We start from the raw sequence: 22,400 nt of genomic DNA on the forward strand, positions 1-22,400 counted from the left end.
GCGTGAGCCGCGCGTGTGGGGGATTTATGTGGGCACTGTGGAGACTGTATGGAGATGCAGCACCACTTGCACGCCACCTTGCACATTGCCGATCTGCAAGGTGCCGCCGTGCAGCTTCATCACTTCCTCGACAAAGTTGAGGCCCAGCCCGGTGCTCTTGCGCCCGCTGGCCGGGCGGGGCAGCGAGTAAAAGCGCTCGCTCAGGCGCGGCAAGGCGTAGTCGGGGATCGGCGCGGCCTGGTTGAACAGCGTGAACTGCACAGCGTTATGGAGGGTCTGTGCGCTGAACCGCAACACCCCGCCCGCCGGTGTGAAGTCCAGGGCGTTGTCGAGCAGGTTGCCCAGGGCCTGGCGCAGCAGGAAGGGTTCGCCGAAGACCGCCACCTCAGCGCCGATCATGTGTTCGACGTGTAAGCCGGCGCCTTCGATGCGCGCGCATTGGGCCTTGAGCACATCGTCGACCAACGCGGCCAGCGACAGACTCGCCTGCGCCTCCAAGCCCTGACGTTGCTCGACTTGCGCCAGGTTCAGCAAGCGCTCGATCAACTGCTGCAGGCGCTTACTTTCAGTGTCGATATTGGCGACAAAGCGCTGTTGCTGCTCACGGCTCATGTCGCCCTGCAACAGCTCCGCCGCGCCGCGAATCGCCGCCAGCGGGCTCTTCAATTCGTGGGTCAGGGTGTGTACGTAATGCTCGACGTAGGCCTTGCCCTCCAGTTGCGTGCGCATGTGCTCCACGGCGGTGGACAACTGCTTCAGCTCGCCGCCACGGTAATGGGGCAATTCGGCGCGTCGACCCTCGCTGACCGCCTCGGCATACGCGGTGAGCCGACGCAGTGCCACGCTCAACCACCATGACAACAGCGCGCCGAGCAGCAGGCCGAGGATCACCAGCCCGGTGCCGTACCACAGCAAACGCCGCTCAGTGCGGTCGACATAGGGCTGCAACGAGCTATTCGGCTTGGCCACCGTGACCACGCCGATGATCTGGCCGTTGTCGCGAATCGGCGCGCCCACGTGCATCACCGACGAGGCTGGGTCATCCGGTGCGCTGCGGGTGGAACGTGCGCCGTATTCGCCGCGCAGGGTCAGGTACACGTCGTTCCATTTGGAATAGTCCTGGCCCACGGCTTCGCCGCTGGAGTCGAGCAACACCGTGCCGTTGGCGTCGGTCACGTAGATGCGGTGGTTGACCTGGTTTTTCGGCAGGCCCCAGATGGTCGCGCCCGGCTGGCGGGTGCCGTAGGCCTTGAGCAGCTCCGGCCAGTGGCTTTGGCCGAGGGTGCCGTGCTTGACGTCATTGCGCAGGATTTCCGCCAGCAGGTTGGCGGTGTCCACCAGGGTTTCCTCGGTGGACTGGCGCACGCCGGGGCGGATTTCCTTCATCACGGTGCTCAGCACGAAGTAACCGGTGAGGCCGATAAACAGCGCGTAGACCAGGAAAATCCGCAGCCCCAGGCGCATCAGCTGTGGCTCGGGCTGTAGCTGTAGCCCAGGCCGCGATGGGTCTGGATCGGTTCGGCCTGCGCCGCCACGCTGCGTAGTTTGCTGCGCAGGCTTTTGATATGGCTGTCGATATTGCGCTCGTAACCTGCATCGGCCGGCACGCCGACCGCGTCCAGCAGTTGTTCGCGGCTGAACACACGCTCGGGCTGCTCCAGCAGGCTTTGCAGCAGGCGGAACTCATGGCGGGTCAGGCTCAGTGCCAGGCCCCGGTAGCTGATCTGCATGCGCTCCAGGTCGACCTGGAACACCGCCGGTGCGACGCCTTGGCCGACACGCTTGAGGATCGCCCTGACCCGCGCCGCCACTTCGCGCGGGCTGAACGGCTTGACCACATAATCGTCGGCACCGATTTCCAGCCCGACCACGCGGTCGATCTCGCTATCGCGGGCACTGAGAAACATCACCGGCACTTCACTGAAACGCCGCAGTTGCTTGCAGGTTTCAAAGCCGCTGATGTCGGGCAGGCCGATGTCGAGGATGATCAGGTCGGCCGGCGTCTGGCGCTGGTGGGCCAGCGCCTCCTGGCCAAGGCTCAGCCAAGTGGTGGTGAAGCCTTCGCCTTGCAGGGCGAAGACCAGCGTGTCGGCTATCGCCGCTTCGTCTTCGACAATCAGGATGTGCGGCATGGCGGTCCGTCAGCAGTCCGGTTTGTCAGCGGTGTAGCGACGCGCCGGGTTCACCGCTGCGCCGAACTCACGCAGGGCCTTGGCGCCGATCAGCAGCGGGTAGTTGAAGCTGCTGCGGTCGGTGAGGTTGACCTCGACGGTGCGCTTGACGTTGCCCAGGCACATTTCCAGGTCGATCACCGGGCGCTTGACCACGGTGGCTTCTTCCTTGTCCTCGTCTTCGTCGGCGCGGCTCTTGATTTTGCTGATACGCGCCACCTTGTGTTCGTAGACTTTGTTGCCAGCGTCCTTGCCGCCAACGCGAAAGCGCACCCAGTCGTCGCCGTCACGGGTGAAGGTCTCGATGTCACGGGCCGACAGCGAGGCGGTCAGCGCGCCGGTGTCCATCTTGGCCTTGAAGGTTTCGCCGATCTCCGGCAACTGGATGTATTCGTAGCGACCGTAAAGGGTCGGTTCGGCGGCCATGACCGGCAAGGCCGCCAGGGCGAGCGAGGCAAGGAGCAGTTTCACGAAGTGATTTCCTCGGAAAGAAGTGGGCGAATTCTAGACCGCAAAGGCAGCACTTAGTTAGTTCTGCAACCATACCCGGCACATTGTGAAACATTCGTGGGGCGATTTGCGATTTGGCCTCTAGACGCCGCTCTCTTATCATGGCCTGCCCACAGGATTCCAAGAGTTACTTATGCGCCGCCTGCTCACCGGCTGTTTCGTCTCACTGCTGCTCCTGCTCAACACCCTGGTCCTGATCGGACCGCTGACGGTGTTGGCCCTGCTCAAACTGGTCGCCCCCGGGCGCTATCGCGATGACGCGTCATGGGCCGTGATGTGGATCGCCGAGACCTGGGCCGAAATCGACAAACTGATCTTCGCGCTGTGCATCCCGACCCAATGGGACATTCGCGGCGCAGACGACCTGCGTCGTGACACCTCCTATCTGGTGATCAGCAATCACCAATCCTGGGTCGATATCCCCGCGCTGATCCAGGCCCTCAACCGCCGCACGCCGTTCTTCAAGTTTTTCCTGAAGAAAGAACTGATCTGGGTACCCTTCCTGGGCCTGGCCTGGTGGGCGCTGGATTATCCGTTCATGAAGCGCTACAGCAAGGCGTTCCTGGCCAAGCACCCGGAACTGGCGGGCCAGGACCTGAAGATCACCCGGCAGGCCTGCGAGCTGTTCAAGCGCCAGCCAGTGACGGTGGTCAACTATCTGGAAGGCACACGCTTCAGCGCGACCAAGCATGCCCAGCAACACTCACCGTTTACCCGCCTGCTCAAGCCCAAGGCCGGTGGCGTGGCGTTCGTATTGGCGGCGCTGGGCGAACAACTGGACGCGGTGCTCGACGTCACCGTGGTCTATCCGCAAGCGAAGATTCCGGGGTTCTGGGACTTGATCAGCGGCGCGGTGCCGAAGGTGATCATCGACATCCGCACCCGTGAACTGGACCCGGCGTTATGGCAGGGGGACTACGAAAACGACCCGGCGTTTCGCCAGGCCGTGCAGAACTGGGTCAACCAGCTCTGGAGGGAGAAGGATCAGCGGATTCAGCAACTGCGAAGCACAACTGCTGAAGCCTGATTGCCAACGTAACCGTTACGAACGTTTAGGCCACGTGGCCGAATTATCGCCGGTACGCCATTGGTGCTGTCTTTCGATGGTGTCGTGATTGTTCACCGCATCAGCCTGCTCCTGGCTCGCGTGGACAGGCGCTTTTTCTTGCTCTGCAGCAGCGGGCTTATGGGTAGTTGCTTGGAGATATGCAGCGTTAGCGAGAGTGCTGAAGGTGTTAACGATGTTCATGGACGATTCCTACCTAACTGGATTGAAGAATCCACTCCAAGAGGGTTAATTTTCCTGGAGCGGTCTGCGTAGGTGGCGAAACGTCCCACACGGTTCCTCGAGAGATGTTGCGTCGTATTGCCAAAAAGGTGCTGACCAAATGCGGGCAACGCCCTTAGCTACCGGTGCCCCAAGCCTGGGCCAGTTTGCCCAGCAGCGAACTGTTGGCACCCTGGCCGCCCAGGTATTGCAGGATCACCGGGGCAAATTGGCCGACCATGCCGCTGTCCATGCCCAGCGCGCTGAACGCGGTGTTCAGGTCGTTGGTGTTCTTCACGTTACCCAGCAGGCCGTCCAAGCCGCTGGTCTTGCTGCCACCGCTCTGGCCAAGCATCCCACTCAAGGCGCCGAGGCTGCCCAACGCATTGCTGCCCGACAGTTGATCGAGGCCCGGCACGCTTTTGCCCAGTTGCGAATAGTCGGAGCCACTCAGTTGGTTCTTGGCCAGGCCGAGCATGGCACCGGTGCCGCCGACGGCTTGCTCGGGGGTGACATTCAATTGTGAGGTCAGGGCACTCAGCAAACCGGCCGTCTCGGACGACGGCGCGGCGGCAGCGGCTTTGTTGTTACCGCCTTGCATACCGGAAATCGCATTGGCCGCGTCGCCAAGGCTGAATCCGGCGGCGAACACCGGGCCGGCTGCCAGGGTCATCAGGCAGAAAAGGGCGAAACCGCGTGAAATCTTCATCGAAACAACCTCAGGATGTAGGGGTAAAAGCAGGCGTTTGACTGGCCTTTGCGTCACTTGTTCCAAACCCGCTCAGGAACCCAACTGTGATACGCCGGTCCATGAACTGACTACATAATTTGTCAGGAAGCGACTTATGACTGCGATCCAACCCCAAGTGATTGATCACAAGCCTTCATTCTGGAGCCGCCCGCGCCTGTTCATCGGCGCCTGCGCGGTAGTGGCTGCCGGCATCGGCGCCGCGCTCTACACCCAGGACACCATCAAATCCGCCGCCACGCTGGTGACCACCACCCAGCAGCCGGCGGCGCAGATCATGGCCCACAAGGACTACCTGGAAGTGCAGCCGATCGCCTCGACGGCGCCCGCTCCTGATCAAAGCCTGGAACTGTGGGCGATTCCCGAAGACGGCGCACCGGTGTCCCTCGGCCTGTTGCCCGAAGATGGCAAAGGCATCATCGGCTTGAACCCACGCCAGCAGGAGTCCATCAGCAAACCGGTGGACTTGATGGTGAGTTCGGAAACCAAGGGTGGGTCGGTGAGCAAGCAACCGACCGGGCCGACGGTGTATCAAGGCGCGCTGGCGACTCGCTAAGCCACAGGCACCACAAAACCCTGTGGGAGTGGGCTTGCCCGCGATAGCGGAGTTTCAGTCAATGTTGCAGGGACTGTCACACCGCTATCGCGGGCAAGCCCACTCCCACATTTGATCTTCGGCGCCCAGGCGACTTGCTCCCGGCGAAGGATGGCGCTTATAGTTCGGCGGTCGTCCACATGGCGATACGGGTTTGGCGACTCGATTGAAGTAAGGCATGCAAAAGCACCTGCTCCTTTGCAGGTTTTTTTGCACCCGCGATGCTGTCCTTTATGGCGGCTGTGCGTGGGAGACCCTCGGGTCTGCCGGCTTTGCCTCATTTCACCGGTTCGCCAACCTGCGTACAGCTGCCACCCATTCGTTTGGCGACGTGTGAGTGGTAGCCCCATTCTCTGAAATGAAGGTTAAAACATGAACCGATACATGCCGCTCACCGGCCACGACAGCACCACCCCTTCCCTGCTCATTGACACCCAAGTCCCCCTCGACGTCCTCCACGACGCCGCCGTCTACCGCATCCGCGCAGTGACCCAAGTCATGGAAAACCTGGCGTTTCGCGAAGGCCTGCAAACCGACACGATCGTCCTACAGGACTTCGCCCTGCTTTGTGCCATTCCGTTGCGCGATGGGTGCGATTTGCTGGATGTGATCAGCCGGCGCTTGCAGGCTTAAACACCAGAGGCAAAAGGGGCGACGCCCTGTCGCCCGTTCTCCTGCCTAGGGTAAGCAACTCGACGAAACCTGAACATCGTGACAGCTCATTCAAAACAGCCTCTCACAGGCTCACCCAGACAGGAGCTGTAACGATCATGATCGGATTGATACCCAACCTTTTCTCAGGCTTCGACCTCTTCAGCGCACAGCAAAAACACACACCCGCCGATATAGACCAGTGCCCCGCCCCCAGCAACATCCAATCCAAAGCCTACACAGACCCCGCCCTGCCCCCACCGTATGGCGAAGGCTATCAATACACCGCCAATGCCAATGGCAAAACGTGGTCGGGGCAAACGGCAGGGACCAACGATGACTATCTGGACTCAGAATATGCACTAAAGGCAGAAGCCATCAACGAACGGGACGACAAGGTTCATTGTGATTACGGTGCAAAGCGCTTGATAAAAAACGGCGAGGGGGTCGACCCCCACCTGCGCCTCACAACGCTCAAATGACTAACGTATTGTCAGCGTCCGCCTGGAGTTATTTAGCCCATGCCTGAAACGCCAACAACAGATACAACCAAACAAAAAGAAATATCCCCCATGCAAAAAAGCCATAGCCAACTGTCAACTCTCACAGTATCAACAGCCAACCCGTCTATCTAGAATTGAGTTCCCAAATCAATCCGGGACATCGAGATGAACTCTAAACTTACGTTGGGAATGTTGGCCATCATGGCTTTTACTGGGAGCGCTTATGCTGCGGATATCAGTATCTGCCCAAAAGTCGAGGACATAACGGCAGTTCCTTTCAAAGACACTGACCCCGTCGTCGCGACTGAGAAAGTCAAAGACGCCGTAAGAGGAGAATTTGCCAATGCATTTAAATACAAAGCCTCCTCTGGCGGAAAACAATGGACAGGTGAAGTACACGGTTCCAACGACACTTACCTTGAAGACAAGTACGAACTAAAAGCAGAGACTGCTCAGGAGGCTAACGGAAAACTATTCTGCAACTACGGCGGAAAAACAATTGAAGTACCGTGGACAAATGAGAAGGGCGAGCCAGAAACTATAAAATCGACCGCTAACCTTAGACTCTCGACCCCACTCTAATTGATAAGGGCGCCCGTCGGGGCGCCCTTATTTTTTGCTCTGGCATTTACGCCGCGCTGAACAACTTATGCGGATCAATCACAAACTTCTTCGGCACACCCGCATCAAACTCGCCATACCCACGCGGCGCGTCATCCAGGCTGATCACCTCAACCCCCACGATGTCGGCAATGTGAATACGGTCCCACATGATCGCCTGCATCAGTTGGCGGTTGTACTTCATCACCGGCGTCTGCCCGGTGTGGAAGCTGTGGGATTTGGCCCAGCCCAAACCAAAGCGGATGCTCAGGCTGCCCATTTTCGCAGCGGCGTCGACGGCGCCTGGGTCTTCGGTGACGTACAGCCCGGGGATGCCGATCTTGCCCGCCACGCGCACCACGCCCATCAGTGAGTTGAGCACGGTGGCCGGGGCCTCCGCCTTGGCGCCGTCATGCCCGTGGCCGCGTGCTTCGAAGCCCACGCAGTCGACCGCGCAGTCCACTTCCGGCTCACCGAGCAGGGCGGCGATTTGTTCGTGCAGCGGGGTGTCGGTAGACAGGTCGACCACTTCAAACCCTTGCGCCTTGGCGTGGGCCAGGCGGATGGAATTGACGTCGCCGATGATCACCACCGCCGCGCCCAGCAGGCGCGCGGAGGCGGCAGCGGCCAGGCCGACCGGGCCGGCACCGGCGATGTACACGGTGCTGCCTGGGCCAACGCCGGCAGTGACGGCGCCGTGGTAGCCGGTGGGCAGGATGTCGGAGAGGCAGGTCAGGTCGCGGATTTTCTCCATGGCCTTGTCGCGGTCCGGCAGTTTCAACAGGTTGAAGTCGGCGTAAGGCACCAGCACGTATTCGGCCTGGCCGCCGGTCCAGTCGCCCATGTCGACATAGCCGTAAGCGCCACCGGCACGGGCCGGGTTGACGGTGAGGCACACGCCGGTGTGTTGCTCTTTGCAGGAGCGGCAGCGGCCGCAGGCGACGTTGAAGGGCACGGACACCAGATCGCCGATTTTCAGGTTCTCGACGTCGCTGCCCTTCTCGATCACTTCACCGGTGATCTCGTGACCGAGCACCAGGCCGGTCTGGGCGGTGGTGCGGCCGCGCACCATGTGTTGATCGGAGCCGCAGATGTTGGTGGAGACCACGCGCAGGATGACGCCGTGTTCAATCTTCCTGCCACGCGGGTCCTGCATTTTGGGATAGTCGATTTTCTGTACTTCGACCTTGCCGTTGCCGAGATACACGACACCACGATTACCAGACATGCTTTCACCTCGCTGTTGTTTTTATGGAAGCGCGTTGCCCGTGGGTGGGCAGCGCGTTGAGTGCTCGGGTACAGATGCTGTTTTTGCGTTGTTAGTAATGGCCCTATCGGGAGCAAGCCCCCTCCCACAGTTGAATGTGTTCACAAATCAAAATGTGGGAGGGGGCTTGCTCCCGATGGCGTCAGTCAGAGCACCACCGTTCGATTGGCATTCAAAAACACCCGCAGCTCAATGTGATACCCCACCGCCCTGGCCAGGGTCAGCCCTTCAATATCGCGCCCCTTGGCAATCAAGTCCTCGGGATAGTGACTGTGATCCACCACCTCCACACCCTGGGCGATGATCGGGCCTTCATCCAGGTCGTTGTTGATGTAATGCGCCGTCGCGCCGACCAGCTTCACGCCCTTGTTGTACGCCTGGTGATACGGCTTGGCGCCCTTGAACCCCGGCAACAATGAGTGGTGGATATTGATCGCCTTGCCATCGAGCTTGCGGCACAGCTCCGGCGACAGCACTTGCATGTAGCGCGCAAGAATCACCAGTTCGGCGCCGGTCTGTTCAATCACTTGCCACACCTGACGCTCCTGGGACGGTTTGTCGTGGGGGTCTAGGGCGAAGTGGTGGTAGGGAATCTGGTGCCAGTCGGCCAACGGCTTCAGATCGGCGTGGTTGGACACCACCGCGACCACGTCCATCGACAGTTGGCCGATACGCTGGCGATACAGCAAGTCGTTCAGGCAGTGATCAGCCTTCGACACCATGATCACCACTTTGGGCCGGTAGTTCGGCGCCGTCAGCTCGAAGATCATCCCAAACGCTTGCCCGCGCGCGGCCAGGCCGTCGCGGAACGCTTGTTCATCGAAACCGTCCGGCTGGCGAAACTCCACGCGGATAAAAAAGCGCGCTGACAACCGGTCATCGAACGAGTGGTGCTCAGTGACGTAGCACCCCTGCTCGAACAGGTAGCGGGTGACCGCGTCCACCGTGCCGAGCACGCTGGGGCAGTCGGCGGTCAAAATCCATGTATCGGGTGCGCGGCTCATGGGTCACTCCTCAGGCTTGAACGCTCAGGCCGAATTCGGCCGAGGCATCCTGCAACCACAACCACCAGTAATCCGAGAAGCTGCGACGAATCACCAGCTCCCAGGTGTCTTCAGCGGTATGGCGGATCACCAATTGCGACTTGGCGAACACCGTGCCCACCGCCTTGCCCACCGGGAAGTTGTCGGGGTGTACGTCATAACTGGTGGACTTCATCAGCACGTCGCGCACGTTCGGGCCGCGCAGTTCGAGGATCTGCTGACCGCCGCTGACGTTGACGATCTGGATGTGCAGATCGCCCAGGGCGGCGCGCAGGTTTTGTTCGGCGGCGAATTCTTCACCGCTCGGCACCACCAGCAACCACTCATCCGGGCCGAGCCATTGCAGGCTGGTGTCGCCCTTGACGATCACGCTCAGGGCGCCGGGCAGTTCGATGCCCAGGGCTTTGTGGACGCCTGCTGCAAACGCGGCGTCATGGCCGTCGCCACGGATAGTCAGGTGGCCGAGGAGTTTCTTTTCACGCACGGTCACGCCGGCATTCTTGCGGCCCTTGCCGATCAGGCTGGCGAGGTCGGCATGGTGCAGCGACGACTCGGCCTTGGCGCCGGTGGTGGGGCGTTGTGGGTAAACGTTGGCTGCTGTCATAAAGCACCTGTTTGAATTCTGTGGTGACTGTTCTGGCCTCATCGGGGGCAAGCCCCCTCCCACAGGGGAATGCATTTCAAAATGTGGGAGGGGCTTGCCCCCGATGCAGGCGACTCGGTCCGTCAGATGTTCTGCCGCTCGCCTTTCGGATCGAAGAACACCGAAGACACAATCTCCGCCTCGATCACGCTGCCATCGGCCTGGGGCGAAAACACCCGCTCGCCGATGCGCTTCAAGCCGCCCTTGACCACCGCCATCGCAAACGAATAACCCAGGGAGTTATGCGCATAGCTGGAAGTGACGTGGCCGACCATCTTCATCGGGATCGTCTGCTTGGCGTCGAACACCAGTTGCGCGCCTTCTGGTAGCCACACCGTCGGATCGATCGGCTTCAAGCCCACCAGTTGCTTACGCTCTTCGCGCACGCAGTCTTCACGGTTCATGCCGCGCCAGCCGATCCACGAGAACGGTTTGGTGCGGCCGACGCACCAGCCCATGTTCAAGTCGTCCGGGGTCATCGAGCCATCGGTATCCTGGCCGACGATGATGAAGCCCTTCTCGGCCCGCAATACGTGCATGGTTTCAGTGCCATACGGGGTCAGGTTGTACTGCTTGCCCGCCGCGACGATTTGTTCGAGCACGCCCATGGCGTAGTCGGCCTGCACGTTGACTTCATACGACAGCTCGCCGGTAAACGAGATGCGGAACACCCGCGCCGGCACACCGCCGACCAGGCCTTCTTTCCAGGTCATGAACGGGAAGCCGTCCTTGTCCAGGTCGATGTCGGTGACTTCGGCCAGCAGCTTGCGGCTGTTGGGGCCGGACAGGGTCATGGTCGCCCAGTGGTCGGTGACCGAGGTGAAGTAGACCTTGAGGTCTGGCCATTCGGTCTGTTGGTAGATTTCCAGCCACTGCAGCACACGGGCGGCGCCGCCGGTGGTGGTGGTCATCAGGAAGTGGTTGTCGGCCAGGCACGCGGTCACGCCGTCGTCGAAGACCATGCCGTCTTCCTTGCACATCAGGCCGTAGCGCGCCTTGCCCACGTCGAGCTTGGTCCAGGCGTTGCTGTAGATGCGGTTGAGGAACTCGCGGGCATCCGGGCCTTGAATGTCGATCTTGCCGAGGGTCGACGCATCCAGCAGGCCGACGCTGTCGCGCACCGCCAGGCATTCGCGTTTGACCGCCGCGTGCAGGTCTTCACCATTGCGCGGGAAGTACCACGGGCGTTTCCACTGACCGACGTCTTCAAACTCGGCGCCGTTCTTCACATGCCAGGCGTGCAGCGCGGTGTAGCGAACGGGCTCGAAGATATGCCCACAGTGCCGGCCCGCGACCGCGCCGAAGGTCACCGGCGTGTAGTTGGGGCGGAACATGGTGGTGCCCATCTGCGGGATGGTCACGTTCAGCGAGCGCGCGGCAATGGCTAGGCCGTTGACGTTACCCAGCTTGCCCTGGTCGGTGCCGAAGCCCAGCGCGGTGTAGCGTTTGACGTGCTCCACCGACTCGAAACCTTCGCGGGTGGCGAGCTCGATGGCCGCGGCGGTGACGTCGTTCTGCAGGTCGACAAATTGCTTGGGCGCCCGTGCGGTGGCTTTTTCGTGAGGCACCTGGAACAGCGCCAGGGTCGGTTCTTCCAGGCGGTTCAAGGCTTTTGGCAGCGTGCCTTGCACCGGCGCGAAACCGGCTTCGCTGGCGGCGCGCACGCCGCCTTCAAAACCATCCGCCAGGGAATCGCCAAGGCCGTAGACGCCGTTGATACCGCCGACGCACACGCGCTTTTGCGGTGCTTCACCCGGTACAAAACCGAGGATGTCTTCGCGCCAGGTCGGCTTGCCGCCCAAGTGCGACGCCAGGTGGACCACCGGGCTGTAGCCGCCGGAGCTGGCGACCAGATCGCAGTCCAACCACTCGCCGGGGCTGGTGACGGTATGCGCTTTGACATCGATCGCGGCAACGCGGGCGCCGGTCACGTGTTTGCTGCCACGGGCTTCGATCACGGCGCTGCCGGTGAGGATACGAATGCCTTTGGCGCGGGCTTCTTCCACCAGCGCGCCGCGTGGGTTGTGACGGGCATCGGCCACGGCCACCACCTTCAGGCCGGCCTCTAACCAGTCCAGCGCGACGCGGTAGGCGTGGTCGTTGTTGGTCGACAGCAGCAGCTTTTGACCCGGTGCCACGCCGTAACGGCGCACGTAAGTCGAGACCGCACCGGCGAGCATATTGCCCGGCACGTCGTTGTTGCCGTACACCAGCGGACGCTCGCACGCACCGGTCGCCAGCACCACGCGCTTGGCACGCACGCGGTGGATACGCTGGCGCACCTGGCCGATCGGGGCGCGGTCGCCGAGGTGATCGGTGAGGCGCTCGTGAATGGTCAGGAAGTTATGGTCGTGGTAGCCGTTGACCGTGGCGCGGGGCAGCAGCACCACGTCCGGCAGGGCTTTGAGTTCGGCAATCACGCTGGCGACCCATTGATCCGCAGGCTTGCCGTCGAGGCTTTCGCGGGAATCGAGCAACGAGCCACCGAACTCTTCCTGTTCATCGGCGATGATCACGCGGGCACCGCTGCGCGCGGCGGCCAATGCGGCAGCCAGGCCAGCCGGGCCTGCGCCCACCACCAGCACGTCGCAGTGACGGTTGAAGTTGTCGTAGGTGTCCGGGTCGTTTTCGGTCGGCGAGCGGCCCAGGCCAGCGGCCTTGCGGATGTACTTCTCGTAAGTCATCCAGAACGACTGCGGGTACATGAAGGTTTTGTAGTAGAAACCCGGCGGCATCAGCTTGCCGCCGACTTTGCCGAGAATGCCCATCACGTCGTTGTTCACGCTCGGCCAGCCGTTGGTGCTGGTGGCGACCAACCCCTGGTACAACGCTTGTTGCGTGGCGCGCACGTTGGGAATCTGGGTGGCTTCGGTGGCGCCGATCTGCAGCACCGCGTTCGGCTCTTCGGCACCGGCGGCAAAGATGCCGCGGGGGCGCGAGTACTTGAAGCTGCGGCCGATGATGTCGACACCGTTGGCCAGCAGCGCGGCGGCCAGGGTGTCGCCTTCGAAGCCTTTGTAGCTCTGGCCGTTGAAGCTAAAGGTCAGGACTTTGTTACGGTCGATCCGACCACCGTTGGACAGGCGATTGATCTGGCTCATACCTTCGCTCCAGCAGCCTTGGCGGTGAATTGCGGCGTGGTGCCGATCTTGTAGGTTTCAAGAATTTCGTAAGTCACGGTGTCGCGGGTCGCGTTGAAGTACTGACGGCAACCGGCGGCGTGAATCCACAGCTCGTGGTGCAGGCCACGGGGGTTGTCGCGAAAGAACATGTAGTCGCCCCACTCTTCATCGGTGCAGGCGTTCGGGTCCAGCGGGCGCGGGATGTGCGCTTGGCCGGACGCGTGGAATTCCTCTTCGGAGCGTAGTTCGCCACAGTGAGGACAGAAGATATGCAACATAGGAAATTTCTCCTGTTAGTGGGCGACGGCCGCGGCGCCGTGTTCGTCGATCAACGCACCGTTGTGGAACCGGTCGATGGAAAAAGGTGCGGCCAACGGGTGCATTTCACCCTTGGCCAGGCTCGCGGCAAATACGTTGCCTGAACCCGGAGTGGCCTTGAAGCCACCGGTGCCCCAACCGCAGTTGAAGAACATGTTCGGCACTGGGGTCTTGGAGATGATCGGGCAGGCGTCCGGCGTGGTGTCGACGATGCCGCCCCACTGGCGGTTCATGCGCACGCGCGACAACACCGGGAACATCTCGACGATGGCCTGGATGGTGTGTTCGATCACCGGGTACGAGCCGCGCTGGCCGTAGCCGTTGTAGCCGTCAATACCGGCGCCGATCACCAGGTCGCCCTTGTCGGACTGGCTGATGTAGCCGTGTACAGCGTTGGACATGATCACGCTGTCGATAATTGGCTTGATCGGCTCCGACACCAGCGCTTGCAGCGGGTGGGATTCGATCGGCAGGCGGAAACCGGCAAGCGAGGCCATGTGCCCGGAGTTACCGGCCGTGACCACGCCGACGCGCTTGGCGCCGATAAAGCCCTTGTTGGTTTCCACGCCGATGCACACGCCGTTTTCCTTACGGAAGCCGATCACTTCGGTTTGCTGGATCAAATCCACCCCGAGTGCGTCGGCGGCGCGGGCAAAGCCCCAGGCCACGGCGTCGTGACGGGCTACGCCGCCGCGCCGTTGCACGGTGGCGCCGAGCACCGGGTAGCGGGTGTTCTTCGAGCAATCGAGGTACGGAATTTCGTCTGCCACTTGTTGCGCGTTGAGCAACTCGCCGTCCACGCCGTTGAGGCGGTTGGCGCTGACGCGACGCTCGGAATCGCGGATGTCCTGCAGGGTGTGGCACAGGTTGTAGACGCCGCGCTGGGAGAACATCACGTTGTAGTTCAGGTCCTGGGACAGGCCTTCCCACAGTTTCATCGCGTGTTCGTACAGGTGCGCCGACTCGTCCCACAGGTAGTTGGAACGCACGATGGTGGTGTTGCGTGCGGTGTTACCGCCGCCTAACCAGCCTTTCTCGACCACGGCCACGTTGGTGATGCCGTGCTCCTTGGCCAGGTAGTAGGCGGTCGCCAGACCATGCCCGCCACCGCCGACGATGACCACGTCGTAGACCTTTTTAGGCGTCGGCGTGCGCCACATCTTCTGCCAGTTTTCGTGGTGGCTGAGTGAGTGCTTGAAGAGGCCGAAGCCCGAGTAGCGTTGCATAGTCATTACTCCAAAACCGCGCTCAGCGATAAACCGGGAAATCAGCGCACAGGGCAGACACGTGCTTGGCCACGTCGGCCTCGACATCGGCGTCGCCGAGGTTGTCGAGGATGTCGCAGATCCAGCCAGCCAGTTCGATGCATTGCGGCACTTTGAAACCGCGCGTGGTCACCGCCGGGGTGCCGATGCGCAGGCCCGAGGTCACGAACGGCGACTGCGGGTCATTCGGCACGGCGTTCTTGTTGACGGTGATGTGGGCGCGACCGAGGGCGGCGTCCGCCTCTTTACCGGTGAGGCCCTGGCGAATCAGGCTGACCAGGAACAGGTGGTTATCGGTGCCGCCCGACACTACATCGTAGCCGCGTTTGATAAACACGCTGGCCATGGCCTGGGCGTTGTCGATCACGTGTTGCTGGTAGACCTTGAAGCCCGGCTCCTGGGCTTCCTTGAAGCACACCGCCTTGCCGGCGATGACGTGCATCAGCGGGCCGCCCTGGGCGCCGGGGAATACGGCGGCGTTGAGTTTCTTTTCAATCGTCTCGTTGGCACGCGCCAGAATCAGGCCGCCACGCGGACCGCGCAGGGTCTTGTGGGTGGTGGTGGTGACCACGTCGGCGTAGGGCAGCGGGTTCGGGTACAAACCGGCAGCCACCAGGCCGGCGACGTGGGCCATGTCGACGAACAGCAGCGCACCGACCTTGTCGGCGATCTGACGAAAGCGTGGGAAATCCAGGGTTTTTGAGTAGGCGGAGAAACCGGCCACCACCATCTTCGGCTGGTGCTCCACGGCCAGGCGCTCGACTTCGTCGTAGTCGATCAGGCCGGTGTCGGTGTTGATGCCGTATTGCACCGCGTTGTACAGCTTGCCCGAGGACGACACTTTAGCGCCGTGGGTCAGGTGACCGCCGTGGGCCAGGCTCATGCCGAGGATGGTGTCACCGGCGTTCAACAGCGCCAGGTACACCGCGCTGTTGGCGGAGGAGCCGGAGTGCGGTTGCACGTTGGCGTAATCGGCGCCGAACAACTGCTTGGCGCGTTCGATGGCCAGGGCTTCGACCTTGTCCACGTGCTCGCAGCCACCGTAGTAGCGCTTGCCCGGGTAGCCTTCGGCGTATTTGTTGGTCAGGCCGCTGCCCTGGGCTTGCATCACGCGTTTGCTGGTGTAGTTCTCCGACGCGATCAGCTCGATATGATCTTCCTGCCGCTGCTCCTCAGCATTCATGGCCGCGAGCAGTGCGTCGTCATATCCCTGGATCTGGTCTTGTTTGCTGAACATCGCGTCTCTCCCAGCTTTTCGTATTGTTAAGGCCCATGCAGAGCCCTTTGATGCGATGGTAGGGCTGGCGCCGATAGGTCAAATGCCTACGGACGCCACGCAAAGGTGCGTTTACGACATGGCGACAACAACGCCGAACAAATGTGGAAGGGGCGGTGCGACGGTTCGACTTGCCCCCGATAGCGGTGGATCAGCTTGCACATGCCGTGGCAGACACACCGCTATCTAACCCCTTGGTCCATCGGGCTCGTGCGCTCTTTACCTCCGATGTTGATGTTCAACTAGCCCCAGGTATTCACTTGAGCGCTCCCCTCAGAGTAGGCATTGATCTACACTCCCGTCAGGTTGATCTGCCCGCTGGCATTAAGCTCCAGCACGCTCCTGCCGCACACCAGTCGCAGGTGTTCACCCACCTCGTCATGCCTAATATGCTTGTTCCGGTCATGCCCGACGGAGTGGCTCTCATCCACCTCAACCACGATGCCCTGATTCCTCTCGGTATGGATATACACCTGTTCCAACCCCTTCTTGTCCTCCATGCGGATTTCATTGAAGTTGGCCGGCGTGCCAGTTGTGCATAGGGAGTTATTAAACAAGTTCATTTAATTCCCTTTCCAAAACTGAACTTATGAAATTTCCGTTACCGTTTCACCCTCAAATGTTTGCACAGCTATTCGATAGATTACTGTCCAGCCACTCTCTTTCGATTTTTCGACGATGTGTTTTGAGCCAAACACATAGACGGTATCGCCCAATGACATTTTTTCTCCTAAGTGCAGCGCCGAAGGTGATATTAAAAATTGATGTAGAAAGGCCATGGGGCGCCCCTGGTGATACAACCAGGCGGGCTCTCCTACCCATACGGGTTTTTCTTTCAAACAAAGAAACTCACTTTTAAGGCGCTCAGACAGCCATTTTTTTTATTTTTTGGAGCGCCTTGCTCTACATAATCGTCATACAACGATCGAGCAAATTCCTCTGCGCCATCGGCATCCATGGAAGCGGATTGCTTTTGTGCGCCCCCCATTGCAGCGCCCCAAAAAACGTGAAAATCCGTCAACTCATTCATGTTCTCTCCTATAAGTTCCGTATCACCATTGCCCGGTTGTTTTTACAACTCTCACCACATCCCAACCAGTATGGCGATACTTGTCCATCGACTCATGCCCCCAAGGTGGGGTTTTGGTCAAATTCCAATCCTCATGAGCGACCTTCGAGCCGGAGCGCTGAGGAATGTATTGATGGTTCAGCTCCATCGATATATCTATCTCCCTCTTCGTGCCGACACGCTTGAGTCTTCGATTCCTCGCGCTGTCACGGTAACGGATCTCCACTTTCATCCTGGGCGCTTTTCCTTCCGACATCCGCGCCAGATTCTTAGCAGAGTACTTACCCTTAGGAGCTGTACGTGCCCCTTCTTTCCAGTGGTCTTTCCTAGCAGTACTCCAGCACTTCCATCCCCAAGGATCAGCCCAGCCAACTGGGTTCGATGCAAATTGGTATAGGCTCAGACCGCCCGCCAGACCAATCGGATCCGGCGTCGTAAACCGCCCCATATCCGGATCGTAAAATCGAAACGTGTTGTAGTGCAGCCCGATTTCCCGATCCAGATACTGCCCCTGAAACCGCAGGTTCTGCTCTTCAATAAAATACGCTTCGCGCACCTCCTCCAGCCTGTTCCCCCACACCCAATAAGTCGCGCGCCAGACGTTGTGCCCGTCGGCTTCGGTCAACTGCTCCGGCAAGCCGTTCAAGTCGTTGTGGTAGTAGCGCACGCTCTGGTGTTCGCCCACGCCATCAACCCGGGCCAGCGGCGTATAGCCATCGTCCTCATAGAGATACAGGCTGGTTTGACTATGCCGATGCTCCTGCAGCAGGCGCAGGCCATCCCAGGTGAAGCGGGTTTCGCCCAGCGCATAACCTCGGCTGTCGTGTTCGGTTTTGGCGATGCGTCGGCCGAGCGGGTCGTAGGTCATGTTCACGACCGTTTCTCGCTCGCCTTTTTGGCTGCGCACTTGGATCAAGCGGTGTTCAGCGTCGTAGGCGAAATGCTGCACACCTCGCGCAGCACTGCGTTTTTCGATCATTCGGCCAAAGCCGTCGTAGCGGTAACGTTTGTCCTGATAGGTCAGCAATCGGTTATGGCGCACCAAGCCGCCTGAGGTTTGCGGGCCGTCGAGCAGGTTGGCGGCGGCGTCGTAGGCGAAGGTTTCGCGCTGGCCTTGTACGTTGTCCTGGGTCGCGATGATGCGGCCGGTGGCGTCGTAGTGCAGCAGTTGGCGGTGTTGCGCGGCGGGTTGCTGGTCGAGTTTGCCGGTCAGGTTGTCGGCGGGGTCGTACTCGAAGTGCTTTTGCGCGGCCGCCGGCATCAACGAGGGCTGGCTGGCGTGGCGGCGCTGGCGTGCGCGCAGGCGGCCGCTGCGGTCGTATTCGCTGCGGGTGCTGAGTTGGCCTTGGGTGCGCAGCACTTCGCGGTGTAGACGGTCGCGTTCAAAGTCGCTGATGACGTGGCCGTCGAGGTTGAGCTGGTGCAGGTGGCCGCTGCCGTAGTACAGGCGATTGAGCCAGCGGCCGTCGGGCAGTTGCGTTTGGATCAGGTTGCCGAGTTCGTCGTAGTGGTGGTGCAAATTGCCCGCTGAACTCCGTTCGGCAAGCAACTGGCCAAGGGCGTCATTACATTGGCGGGTGCTGACCCGTTGCAAACCATCGGTAATCCGCGTGATCCCAGCGTGTAGGTCATAGTCGAACTGGTAGTCGTCGCCCTCGTCGGTCCAGTGTCGGACTACGCGCCATTCGTAGTCGTCCACACAGGCCCATTGGTAATAGCAACGCAGACCGGTAGGTCGTTGGTGCTCGACCATGCGCTGGCCGCTGTCGTAGGCAAAGCGGCGCTGCACATGCCCAATTGCATCGCGAACTTCGGCCAGGTCGCCAGCGGCATCGTAGTGGTAGCTGGCTAACACTTCGCGGCTTTGATCGGGGAACAGCCGTTCGATCTGTTCCACGCGCCCGGTCCATTGACGGCTGTAGCCCAATTCGATTCGCACATCATTGAAGGAATCGCGTAACCGGCTCAGCCGACCTTGGGCGTCATAGTCGAGGAGGATGCGGTTGTCGTTGCGGTCCCCTAACTGGCTCAGGCGCAGGTGCGACGGGTTGCCGGGCGTTGGTTCGAACAGCCGATAGAGCCCGTCGACGCTCTCAATCAGCAACTGGCCATTGGCATGGCGCCGCACGCTCAGGCCTTCGCCCGCGCTGAACACCGCGCCGCCCAAGGGGATCACGCCCATGTCGATCTGCCGGGCCTGCTCGTCGGTGTAGACCAGGCGCTCGCCGCCCTCAGGAAGCCCACCCGTCTCGACGAAGACTTCGTAGATCACACTCCAACCGGCGCCGAACAGGCCATCGCGGCGTTCATCCCGACTGCTGTAGTAACGCTGCCACTCGATCGGCAACAGGCCCGGCAGGGCGAAGTCCACGTCGTCTTCACCGTCGAGAACTTTCGCGCCCGTGGCGCTGTGTACCGGGTTGGGCGAACCTGCGGCCGCAGCGGTCAACGCATTGCTCACCTGGCCGCTGCCCCACGACGCCAGCCCGCCCACGGCCATGCACGGCAACGTGCTGAAGAACTTCGCGCCACCGCCGCGCAACGTCAGCAGCGCCGTCACCGCCAGCCCGACACCGGGCGTCTTGCCGCTGCGAATCTCGCGAACCACCACGGGCGCTCCGCCGATGATCACATTCGGCGAAATCTGTACCGTCCCAACCTTGGCCTCGCAGGTGCTCCGATCCCCACTGCGCACGGCGGGCTGGCCGTTGATAAATACGCGACTGGAACCCTCGGCCATGTATTGCTCTGGCATCGGCGGGTGTTTATGGCAGTCGACTTTATCGCCAGGACAAGGCACCGCGCCCGCCACCGGAGTAGCGGCAGTCGGGCGCCATAGCTGAGAGAAAAACCCTTCAGCGATATCCAGATAAGCAGGCTCACCACCTGGCGCTGCGATTACATCCGAGATTTTGCCAGCCGCCCGCGCAGCGGGTTTACCGTTGATGAATACGTTGGGCGAACCGCTGCTGATGAAGGCGTCGATGACGGGAGGAAACAGGGCATTGGCGAAATACTCACATAATCGCGAGAGGCCTTTATCCGCGCCGTTTTTGCTCATGCCGACGCCGACCACCGCACCCACCACAGCGCCGAGTACCACGCAGCCGAGACCGCCAGTCGCCACGGTGACACCCGCCGCCGCAACCACCGCCGCTGTCGCCAAGGCCGTCACGGCCACGTTGGCGGCAATCTCCAGGACTCCACCTAAAACGTCGGCCAGCATGGAACTGTGCAGAAGCGCATCGCCCTCGCGGGCAGCCCAAGGCGTGTCAGTCATGCGTAACGATCCGTGTCTGAAAAAAACTCGGATCAAATCACGCAGTGACGGTATTGCTCAGGTGAGACTTTCCGAGATTCTCGTAAGAACTTTCCCAATGCAGATAGCCATAAAAGAAAATGAACACGTTTCCAGTCGAGGACAGAAATCAGATGCCCCATGAGATTTTTGATGCTCATAGAGCATTGGGTTGATCCCTAAAAGGGGTTGGCTATGGCTTCGCGGACCAGTAGCAACAGCAGGAAATGTGCGGGATACAAGGCATACGCCCAGCGGCGCATGGCCGGTGGCGAGGTGTTTTGGGTGTGTCGCAACAGGACCAGGCCGAGCAGCGGCGCGAGCAGGCAGGCGCTCAATCCCATCAGCGCCACCGGCGTGCCGCTATCGAGCAGGATTTGCCATTGATTGGCAGCCACACACAGCAGCCCCGGCAACACGCTGAAATACCATGGCCGACGAAACACCACCAGCATCGCCAACGGCAGCAACACACCAAAGAAACCGAACATCAGCTGCGTGGAAAATACAGCGCCTATCGCCAGGGCAATCAGTGCCAATCCTCGATCAACAAGCGCCTTCTGCTGCCATCCTCGGGCAACCAGCAGGCCCAGCGCCAATGTGGGCAACACGTTCAACGTATCGGCATCGTCGATAAACAGCCGGTACGGCACTTCGCTGATCACGCTGAACAGCACCAGCCAGCCCAGGTAACGCCATTGGCCGGTGAGCGCTACGTTGCGCATCCGATGCACATTCGCCGCAATCGCCAGGCAAAACCACGGGAACGCCAGGCGTCCCGGCACATACAGGCCGTCCAGGCTCAACCCGACATAACGCAAGTGGTCCAGTACCATGCTCAGCAGCGCCAGCCACTTAAGCAAATCCAAAGCGCCATCGCGGACGCGTCCGACAGGAAACGTTTCAGTACCGTGCATAATTCCCCAGTGACTTTGCATTTACAGTGCGTGCGCACGCCCGACAATCTTGGTTACAGTGCGCACCAACATCGACCACAGGAATGGGCCATGACCGACAAGAGCCAACAATTCGCCAGCGATAACTATTCCGGCATCTGCCCGGAAGCCTGGGCCGCCATGGAACAAGCCAACCACGGCCATCAACGCGCCTATGGCGATGATGAATGGACCCACCGCGCCGCCGACGGTTTCCGCAACCTGTTCGAGACCGACTGCGAAGTGTTCTTCGCCTTCAACGGCACCGCCGCCAACTCGCTGGCGCTGTCCTCGTTGTGCCAGAGCTACCATAGCGTGATTTGCTCGGAAACCGCCCACGTCGAAACCGACGAATGCGGCGCGCCGGAGTTTTTCTCCAACGGCTCCAAGCTGCTCACCGCACGCACCGAAAACGGCAAGCTGACCCCGGAGTCGATCCGCGAGATCGCCCTCAAGCGTCAGGATATCCACTACCCCAAACCCCGCGTGGTGACCCTCACCCAGGCCACTGAAGTCGGCAGCGTGTACACCCCGGAAGAAATCCGCGCCATCAGCGCCACCTGCAAAGAGCTCGGCCTGAACCTGCACATGGACGGCGCGCGCTTTGCCAACGCCTGCGCGTTCCTCGGCTGTTCACCGGCCGACCTGACCTGGAAAGCCGGGGTGGACGTGCTGTGCTTTGGCGGCACGAAAAACGGCATGGCCGTGGGCGAAGCGATCCTGTTCTTCAACCACGCCCTGGCCGAAGACTTCGACTACCGCTGCAAACAGGCCGGCCAGCTCGCGTCGAAGATGCGCTTCCTCTCGGCCCCGTGGGTGGGCCTGCTGGAAAACGACGCCTGGCTCAAACACGCGCGCCACGCCAACCACTGCGCGCAGTTGTTGAGCAGCCTGGTGGCGGATATTCCAGGGGTCGAGTTGATGTTTCCGGTGCAGGCCAACGGCGTGTTCCTGCAACTCTCGGAGCCGGCCATTGCCGCGCTGACGGCCAAGGGCTGGCGCTTCTACACCTTCATCGGCAAAGGCGGCGCGCGCTTCATGTGTGCGTGGGACACCGAGGAAGAACGCGTGCGCGAACTGGCGGCGGATATTCGTGAAGTGATGGGCGCCTGAAACGAC

Annotated in this window: 22 protein-coding genes and 1 pseudogene; 6 read left to right on the forward strand and 17 right to left on the reverse strand. The window is 60.9% G+C overall.

Annotated elements, in window-relative coordinates; all coding sequences use genetic code 11:
• Nucleotides 1-24 precede the first annotated feature (24 nt).
• From creC to P3S72_RS27990, 3 genes are read right to left on the reverse strand one after another with little or no spacing between them, the layout of a single operon-like run.
• Nucleotides 25-1,464: a two-component system sensor histidine kinase CreC gene (creC, locus tag P3S72_RS27980; RefSeq protein WP_276195195.1), complete on the reverse strand. Its 1,440-nt coding sequence runs from the start codon at nucleotides 1,462-1,464 to the stop codon at nucleotides 25-27.
• The gene (gene creB, locus P3S72_RS27985; RefSeq protein WP_276195196.1) at nucleotides 1,464-2,132 is read right to left on the reverse strand and encodes a two-component system response regulator CreB; all 669 of its coding nucleotides are present in this window, start codon (nucleotides 2,130-2,132) and stop codon (nucleotides 1,464-1,466) included. Before creB ends, creC begins: the two co-directional genes overlap by 1 nt.
• A gap of 9 nt (nucleotides 2,133-2,141) precedes the next feature.
• The gene (locus P3S72_RS27990; protein ID WP_276195197.1) at nucleotides 2,142-2,642 is read right to left on the reverse strand and encodes an ATP-dependent zinc protease; all 501 of its coding nucleotides are present in this window, start codon (nucleotides 2,640-2,642) and stop codon (nucleotides 2,142-2,144) included.
• A 172-nt stretch (nucleotides 2,643-2,814) separates the two neighbouring features.
• Between P3S72_RS27990 and P3S72_RS27995 the strand changes: the two genes are divergently transcribed.
• Complete coding sequence (locus tag P3S72_RS27995) at nucleotides 2,815-3,708, forward strand: acyltransferase (protein ID WP_276195198.1); 894 nt, start codon at nucleotides 2,815-2,817, stop codon at nucleotides 3,706-3,708.
• A gap of 15 nt (nucleotides 3,709-3,723) precedes the next feature.
• Here the strand turns inward: P3S72_RS27995 and P3S72_RS28000 are convergent, their stop codons facing one another.
• Complete coding sequence (locus tag P3S72_RS28000; protein ID WP_276195199.1) at nucleotides 3,724-3,930, reverse strand: hypothetical protein; 207 nt, start codon at nucleotides 3,928-3,930, stop codon at nucleotides 3,724-3,726.
• A gap of 154 nt (nucleotides 3,931-4,084) precedes the next feature.
• A complete protein-coding gene (locus P3S72_RS28005) occupies nucleotides 4,085-4,657 on the reverse strand; it encodes a DUF2780 domain-containing protein (RefSeq protein ID WP_276195200.1) in 573 nt (190 codons plus the stop codon).
• Between the two features lie 136 nt (nucleotides 4,658-4,793).
• Here P3S72_RS28005 and P3S72_RS28010 point away from each other — a divergent pair, with 136 nt between their 5' ends.
• The 4 genes from P3S72_RS28010 to P3S72_RS28025 all read left to right on the forward strand — a co-directional run bounded on the left by P3S72_RS28010 (nucleotide 4,794) and on the right by P3S72_RS28025 (nucleotide 7,027).
• Nucleotides 4,794-5,252 carry an anti-sigma factor gene (locus P3S72_RS28010; RefSeq protein WP_276195201.1) on the forward strand — a complete coding sequence of 153 codons (459 nt, stop codon included), beginning with the start codon at nucleotides 4,794-4,796 and terminating at the stop codon, nucleotides 5,250-5,252.
• Nucleotides 5,253-5,663: 411 nt separating this feature from the next.
• Entirely contained in the window at nucleotides 5,664-5,924 is a 261-nt protein-coding gene (locus tag P3S72_RS28015) for a hypothetical protein (RefSeq protein WP_247404332.1), read from the forward strand.
• Nucleotides 5,925-6,061: 137 nt separating this feature from the next.
• A complete protein-coding gene (locus P3S72_RS28020) occupies nucleotides 6,062-6,424 on the forward strand; it encodes a hypothetical protein (protein WP_276195202.1) in 363 nt (120 codons plus the stop codon).
• A gap of 186 nt (nucleotides 6,425-6,610) precedes the next feature.
• Nucleotides 6,611-7,027 (forward strand): hypothetical protein, encoded by a 417-nt coding sequence (locus P3S72_RS28025; protein ID WP_276195203.1) that lies wholly within the window; start codon nucleotides 6,611-6,613, stop codon nucleotides 7,025-7,027.
• Between the two features lie 46 nt (nucleotides 7,028-7,073).
• Here P3S72_RS28025 and fdhA read toward each other — a convergent pair whose 3' ends face one another.
• The 12 genes and pseudogenes from fdhA to P3S72_RS28085 form a co-directional block, all read right to left on the reverse strand.
• Complete coding sequence (gene fdhA / locus P3S72_RS28030) at nucleotides 7,074-8,273, reverse strand: formaldehyde dehydrogenase, glutathione-independent (RefSeq protein WP_048722231.1); 1,200 nt, start codon at nucleotides 8,271-8,273, stop codon at nucleotides 7,074-7,076.
• 185 nt (nucleotides 8,274-8,458) lie between these two features.
• Nucleotides 8,459-9,316 carry a formyltetrahydrofolate deformylase gene (gene purU, locus P3S72_RS28035; RefSeq protein ID WP_276195204.1) on the reverse strand — a complete coding sequence of 286 codons (858 nt, stop codon included), beginning with the start codon at nucleotides 9,314-9,316 and terminating at the stop codon, nucleotides 8,459-8,461.
• A gap of 10 nt (nucleotides 9,317-9,326) precedes the next feature.
• Complete coding sequence (gene soxG, locus P3S72_RS28040) at nucleotides 9,327-9,959, reverse strand: sarcosine oxidase subunit gamma family protein (RefSeq protein WP_276195205.1); 633 nt, start codon at nucleotides 9,957-9,959, stop codon at nucleotides 9,327-9,329.
• A 122-nt stretch (nucleotides 9,960-10,081) separates the two neighbouring features.
• The gene (locus tag P3S72_RS28045) at nucleotides 10,082-13,099 is read right to left on the reverse strand and encodes a sarcosine oxidase subunit alpha (RefSeq protein WP_276195206.1); all 3,018 of its coding nucleotides are present in this window, start codon (nucleotides 13,097-13,099) and stop codon (nucleotides 10,082-10,084) included.
• Nucleotides 13,096-13,398, reverse strand: coding sequence for a sarcosine oxidase subunit delta (locus tag P3S72_RS28050; RefSeq protein ID WP_276195207.1), 303 nt, complete (start codon nucleotides 13,396-13,398; stop codon nucleotides 13,096-13,098). Before P3S72_RS28050 ends, P3S72_RS28045 begins: the two co-directional genes overlap by 4 nt.
• A gap of 15 nt (nucleotides 13,399-13,413) precedes the next feature.
• Nucleotides 13,414-14,664 carry a sarcosine oxidase subunit beta gene (locus P3S72_RS28055; protein ID WP_003176546.1) on the reverse strand — a complete coding sequence of 417 codons (1,251 nt, stop codon included), beginning with the start codon at nucleotides 14,662-14,664 and terminating at the stop codon, nucleotides 13,414-13,416.
• Nucleotides 14,665-14,686: 22 nt separating this feature from the next.
• On the reverse strand, nucleotides 14,687-15,940 hold the full coding sequence (locus P3S72_RS28060) for a serine hydroxymethyltransferase (protein ID WP_247403722.1): 1,254 nt from the start codon (nucleotides 15,938-15,940) through the stop codon (nucleotides 14,687-14,689).
• A 413-nt stretch (nucleotides 15,941-16,353) separates the two neighbouring features.
• Nucleotides 16,354-16,509, reverse strand: a pseudogene (locus P3S72_RS28065) (hypothetical protein); the annotation flags it as partial.
• A 57-nt stretch (nucleotides 16,510-16,566) separates the two neighbouring features.
• On the reverse strand, nucleotides 16,567-16,758 hold the full coding sequence (locus tag P3S72_RS28070) for a hypothetical protein (protein WP_276195208.1): 192 nt from the start codon (nucleotides 16,756-16,758) through the stop codon (nucleotides 16,567-16,569).
• A 56-nt stretch (nucleotides 16,759-16,814) separates the two neighbouring features.
• A complete protein-coding gene (locus P3S72_RS28075) occupies nucleotides 16,815-17,009 on the reverse strand; it encodes a hypothetical protein (protein WP_276195209.1) in 195 nt (64 codons plus the stop codon).
• Between the two features lie 22 nt (nucleotides 17,010-17,031).
• A complete protein-coding gene (locus tag P3S72_RS28080) occupies nucleotides 17,032-20,328 on the reverse strand; it encodes an RHS repeat-associated core domain-containing protein (RefSeq protein ID WP_276195210.1) in 3,297 nt (1,098 codons plus the stop codon).
• A 197-nt stretch (nucleotides 20,329-20,525) separates the two neighbouring features.
• Nucleotides 20,526-21,263: a TraX family protein gene (locus P3S72_RS28085; protein ID WP_276195211.1), complete on the reverse strand. Its 738-nt coding sequence runs from the start codon at nucleotides 21,261-21,263 to the stop codon at nucleotides 20,526-20,528.
• 90 nt (nucleotides 21,264-21,353) lie between these two features.
• On the opposite strand from P3S72_RS28085, the gene P3S72_RS28090 reads away from it, so the two are divergent.
• Nucleotides 21,354-22,394 carry a low specificity L-threonine aldolase gene (locus P3S72_RS28090; RefSeq protein ID WP_276195212.1) on the forward strand — a complete coding sequence of 347 codons (1,041 nt, stop codon included), beginning with the start codon at nucleotides 21,354-21,356 and terminating at the stop codon, nucleotides 22,392-22,394.
• Nucleotides 22,395-22,400: the final 6 nt, after the last annotated feature.

Origin of the sequence: Pseudomonas sp. D3 (assembly GCF_029320995.1) — a bacterium.
Taxonomy (GTDB): domain Bacteria; phylum Pseudomonadota; class Gammaproteobacteria; order Pseudomonadales; family Pseudomonadaceae; genus Aquipseudomonas; species Aquipseudomonas paraveronii.

What these genes read in the sequence shown, in the direction of transcription:
- P3S72_RS28045 (WP_276195206.1), bottom strand. Translation starts at nt 13,099, where the DNA reads ATGAGCCAGATCAATCGCCTGTCCAACGGTGGTCGGATCGACCGTAAC.
- P3S72_RS28080 (WP_276195210.1), bottom strand. Translation starts at nt 20,328, where the DNA reads ATGACTGACACGCCTTGGGCTGCCCGCGAGGGCGATGCGCTTCTGCAC.
- P3S72_RS27995 (WP_276195198.1), top strand. Translation starts at nt 2,815, where the DNA reads ATGCGCCGCCTGCTCACCGGCTGTTTCGTCTCACTGCTGCTCCTGCTC.
- purU (WP_276195204.1), bottom strand. Translation starts at nt 9,316, where the DNA reads ATGAGCCGCGCACCCGATACATGGATTTTGACCGCCGACTGCCCCAGC.
- P3S72_RS28000 (WP_276195199.1), bottom strand. Translation starts at nt 3,930, where the DNA reads ATGAACATCGTTAACACCTTCAGCACTCTCGCTAACGCTGCATATCTC.
- P3S72_RS28060 (WP_247403722.1), bottom strand. Translation starts at nt 15,940, where the DNA reads ATGTTCAGCAAACAAGACCAGATCCAGGGATATGACGACGCACTGCTC.
- P3S72_RS28015 (WP_247404332.1), top strand. Translation starts at nt 5,664, where the DNA reads ATGAACCGATACATGCCGCTCACCGGCCACGACAGCACCACCCCTTCC.
- P3S72_RS28075 (WP_276195209.1), bottom strand. Translation starts at nt 17,009, where the DNA reads ATGAATGAGTTGACGGATTTTCACGTTTTTTGGGGCGCTGCAATGGGG.
- P3S72_RS28085 (WP_276195211.1), bottom strand. Translation starts at nt 21,263, where the DNA reads ATGCACGGTACTGAAACGTTTCCTGTCGGACGCGTCCGCGATGGCGCT.
- soxG (WP_276195205.1), bottom strand. Translation starts at nt 9,959, where the DNA reads ATGACAGCAGCCAACGTTTACCCACAACGCCCCACCACCGGCGCCAAG.
- P3S72_RS28070 (WP_276195208.1), bottom strand. Translation starts at nt 16,758, where the DNA reads ATGGCCTTTCTACATCAATTTTTAATATCACCTTCGGCGCTGCACTTA.
- creC (WP_276195195.1), bottom strand. Translation starts at nt 1,464, where the DNA reads ATGCGCCTGGGGCTGCGGATTTTCCTGGTCTACGCGCTGTTTATCGGC.
- P3S72_RS28025 (WP_276195203.1), top strand. Translation starts at nt 6,611, where the DNA reads ATGAACTCTAAACTTACGTTGGGAATGTTGGCCATCATGGCTTTTACT.
- P3S72_RS28010 (WP_276195201.1), top strand. Translation starts at nt 4,794, where the DNA reads ATGACTGCGATCCAACCCCAAGTGATTGATCACAAGCCTTCATTCTGG.
- creB (WP_276195196.1), bottom strand. Translation starts at nt 2,132, where the DNA reads ATGCCGCACATCCTGATTGTCGAAGACGAAGCGGCGATAGCCGACACG.
- P3S72_RS28050 (WP_276195207.1), bottom strand. Translation starts at nt 13,398, where the DNA reads ATGTTGCATATCTTCTGTCCTCACTGTGGCGAACTACGCTCCGAAGAG.
- fdhA (WP_048722231.1), bottom strand. Translation starts at nt 8,273, where the DNA reads ATGTCTGGTAATCGTGGTGTCGTGTATCTCGGCAACGGCAAGGTCGAA.
- P3S72_RS28055 (WP_003176546.1), bottom strand. Translation starts at nt 14,664, where the DNA reads ATGCAACGCTACTCGGGCTTCGGCCTCTTCAAGCACTCACTCAGCCAC.
- P3S72_RS28005 (WP_276195200.1), bottom strand. Translation starts at nt 4,657, where the DNA reads ATGAAGATTTCACGCGGTTTCGCCCTTTTCTGCCTGATGACCCTGGCA.
- P3S72_RS28020 (WP_276195202.1), top strand. Translation starts at nt 6,062, where the DNA reads ATGATCGGATTGATACCCAACCTTTTCTCAGGCTTCGACCTCTTCAGC.
- P3S72_RS28090 (WP_276195212.1), top strand. Translation starts at nt 21,354, where the DNA reads ATGACCGACAAGAGCCAACAATTCGCCAGCGATAACTATTCCGGCATC.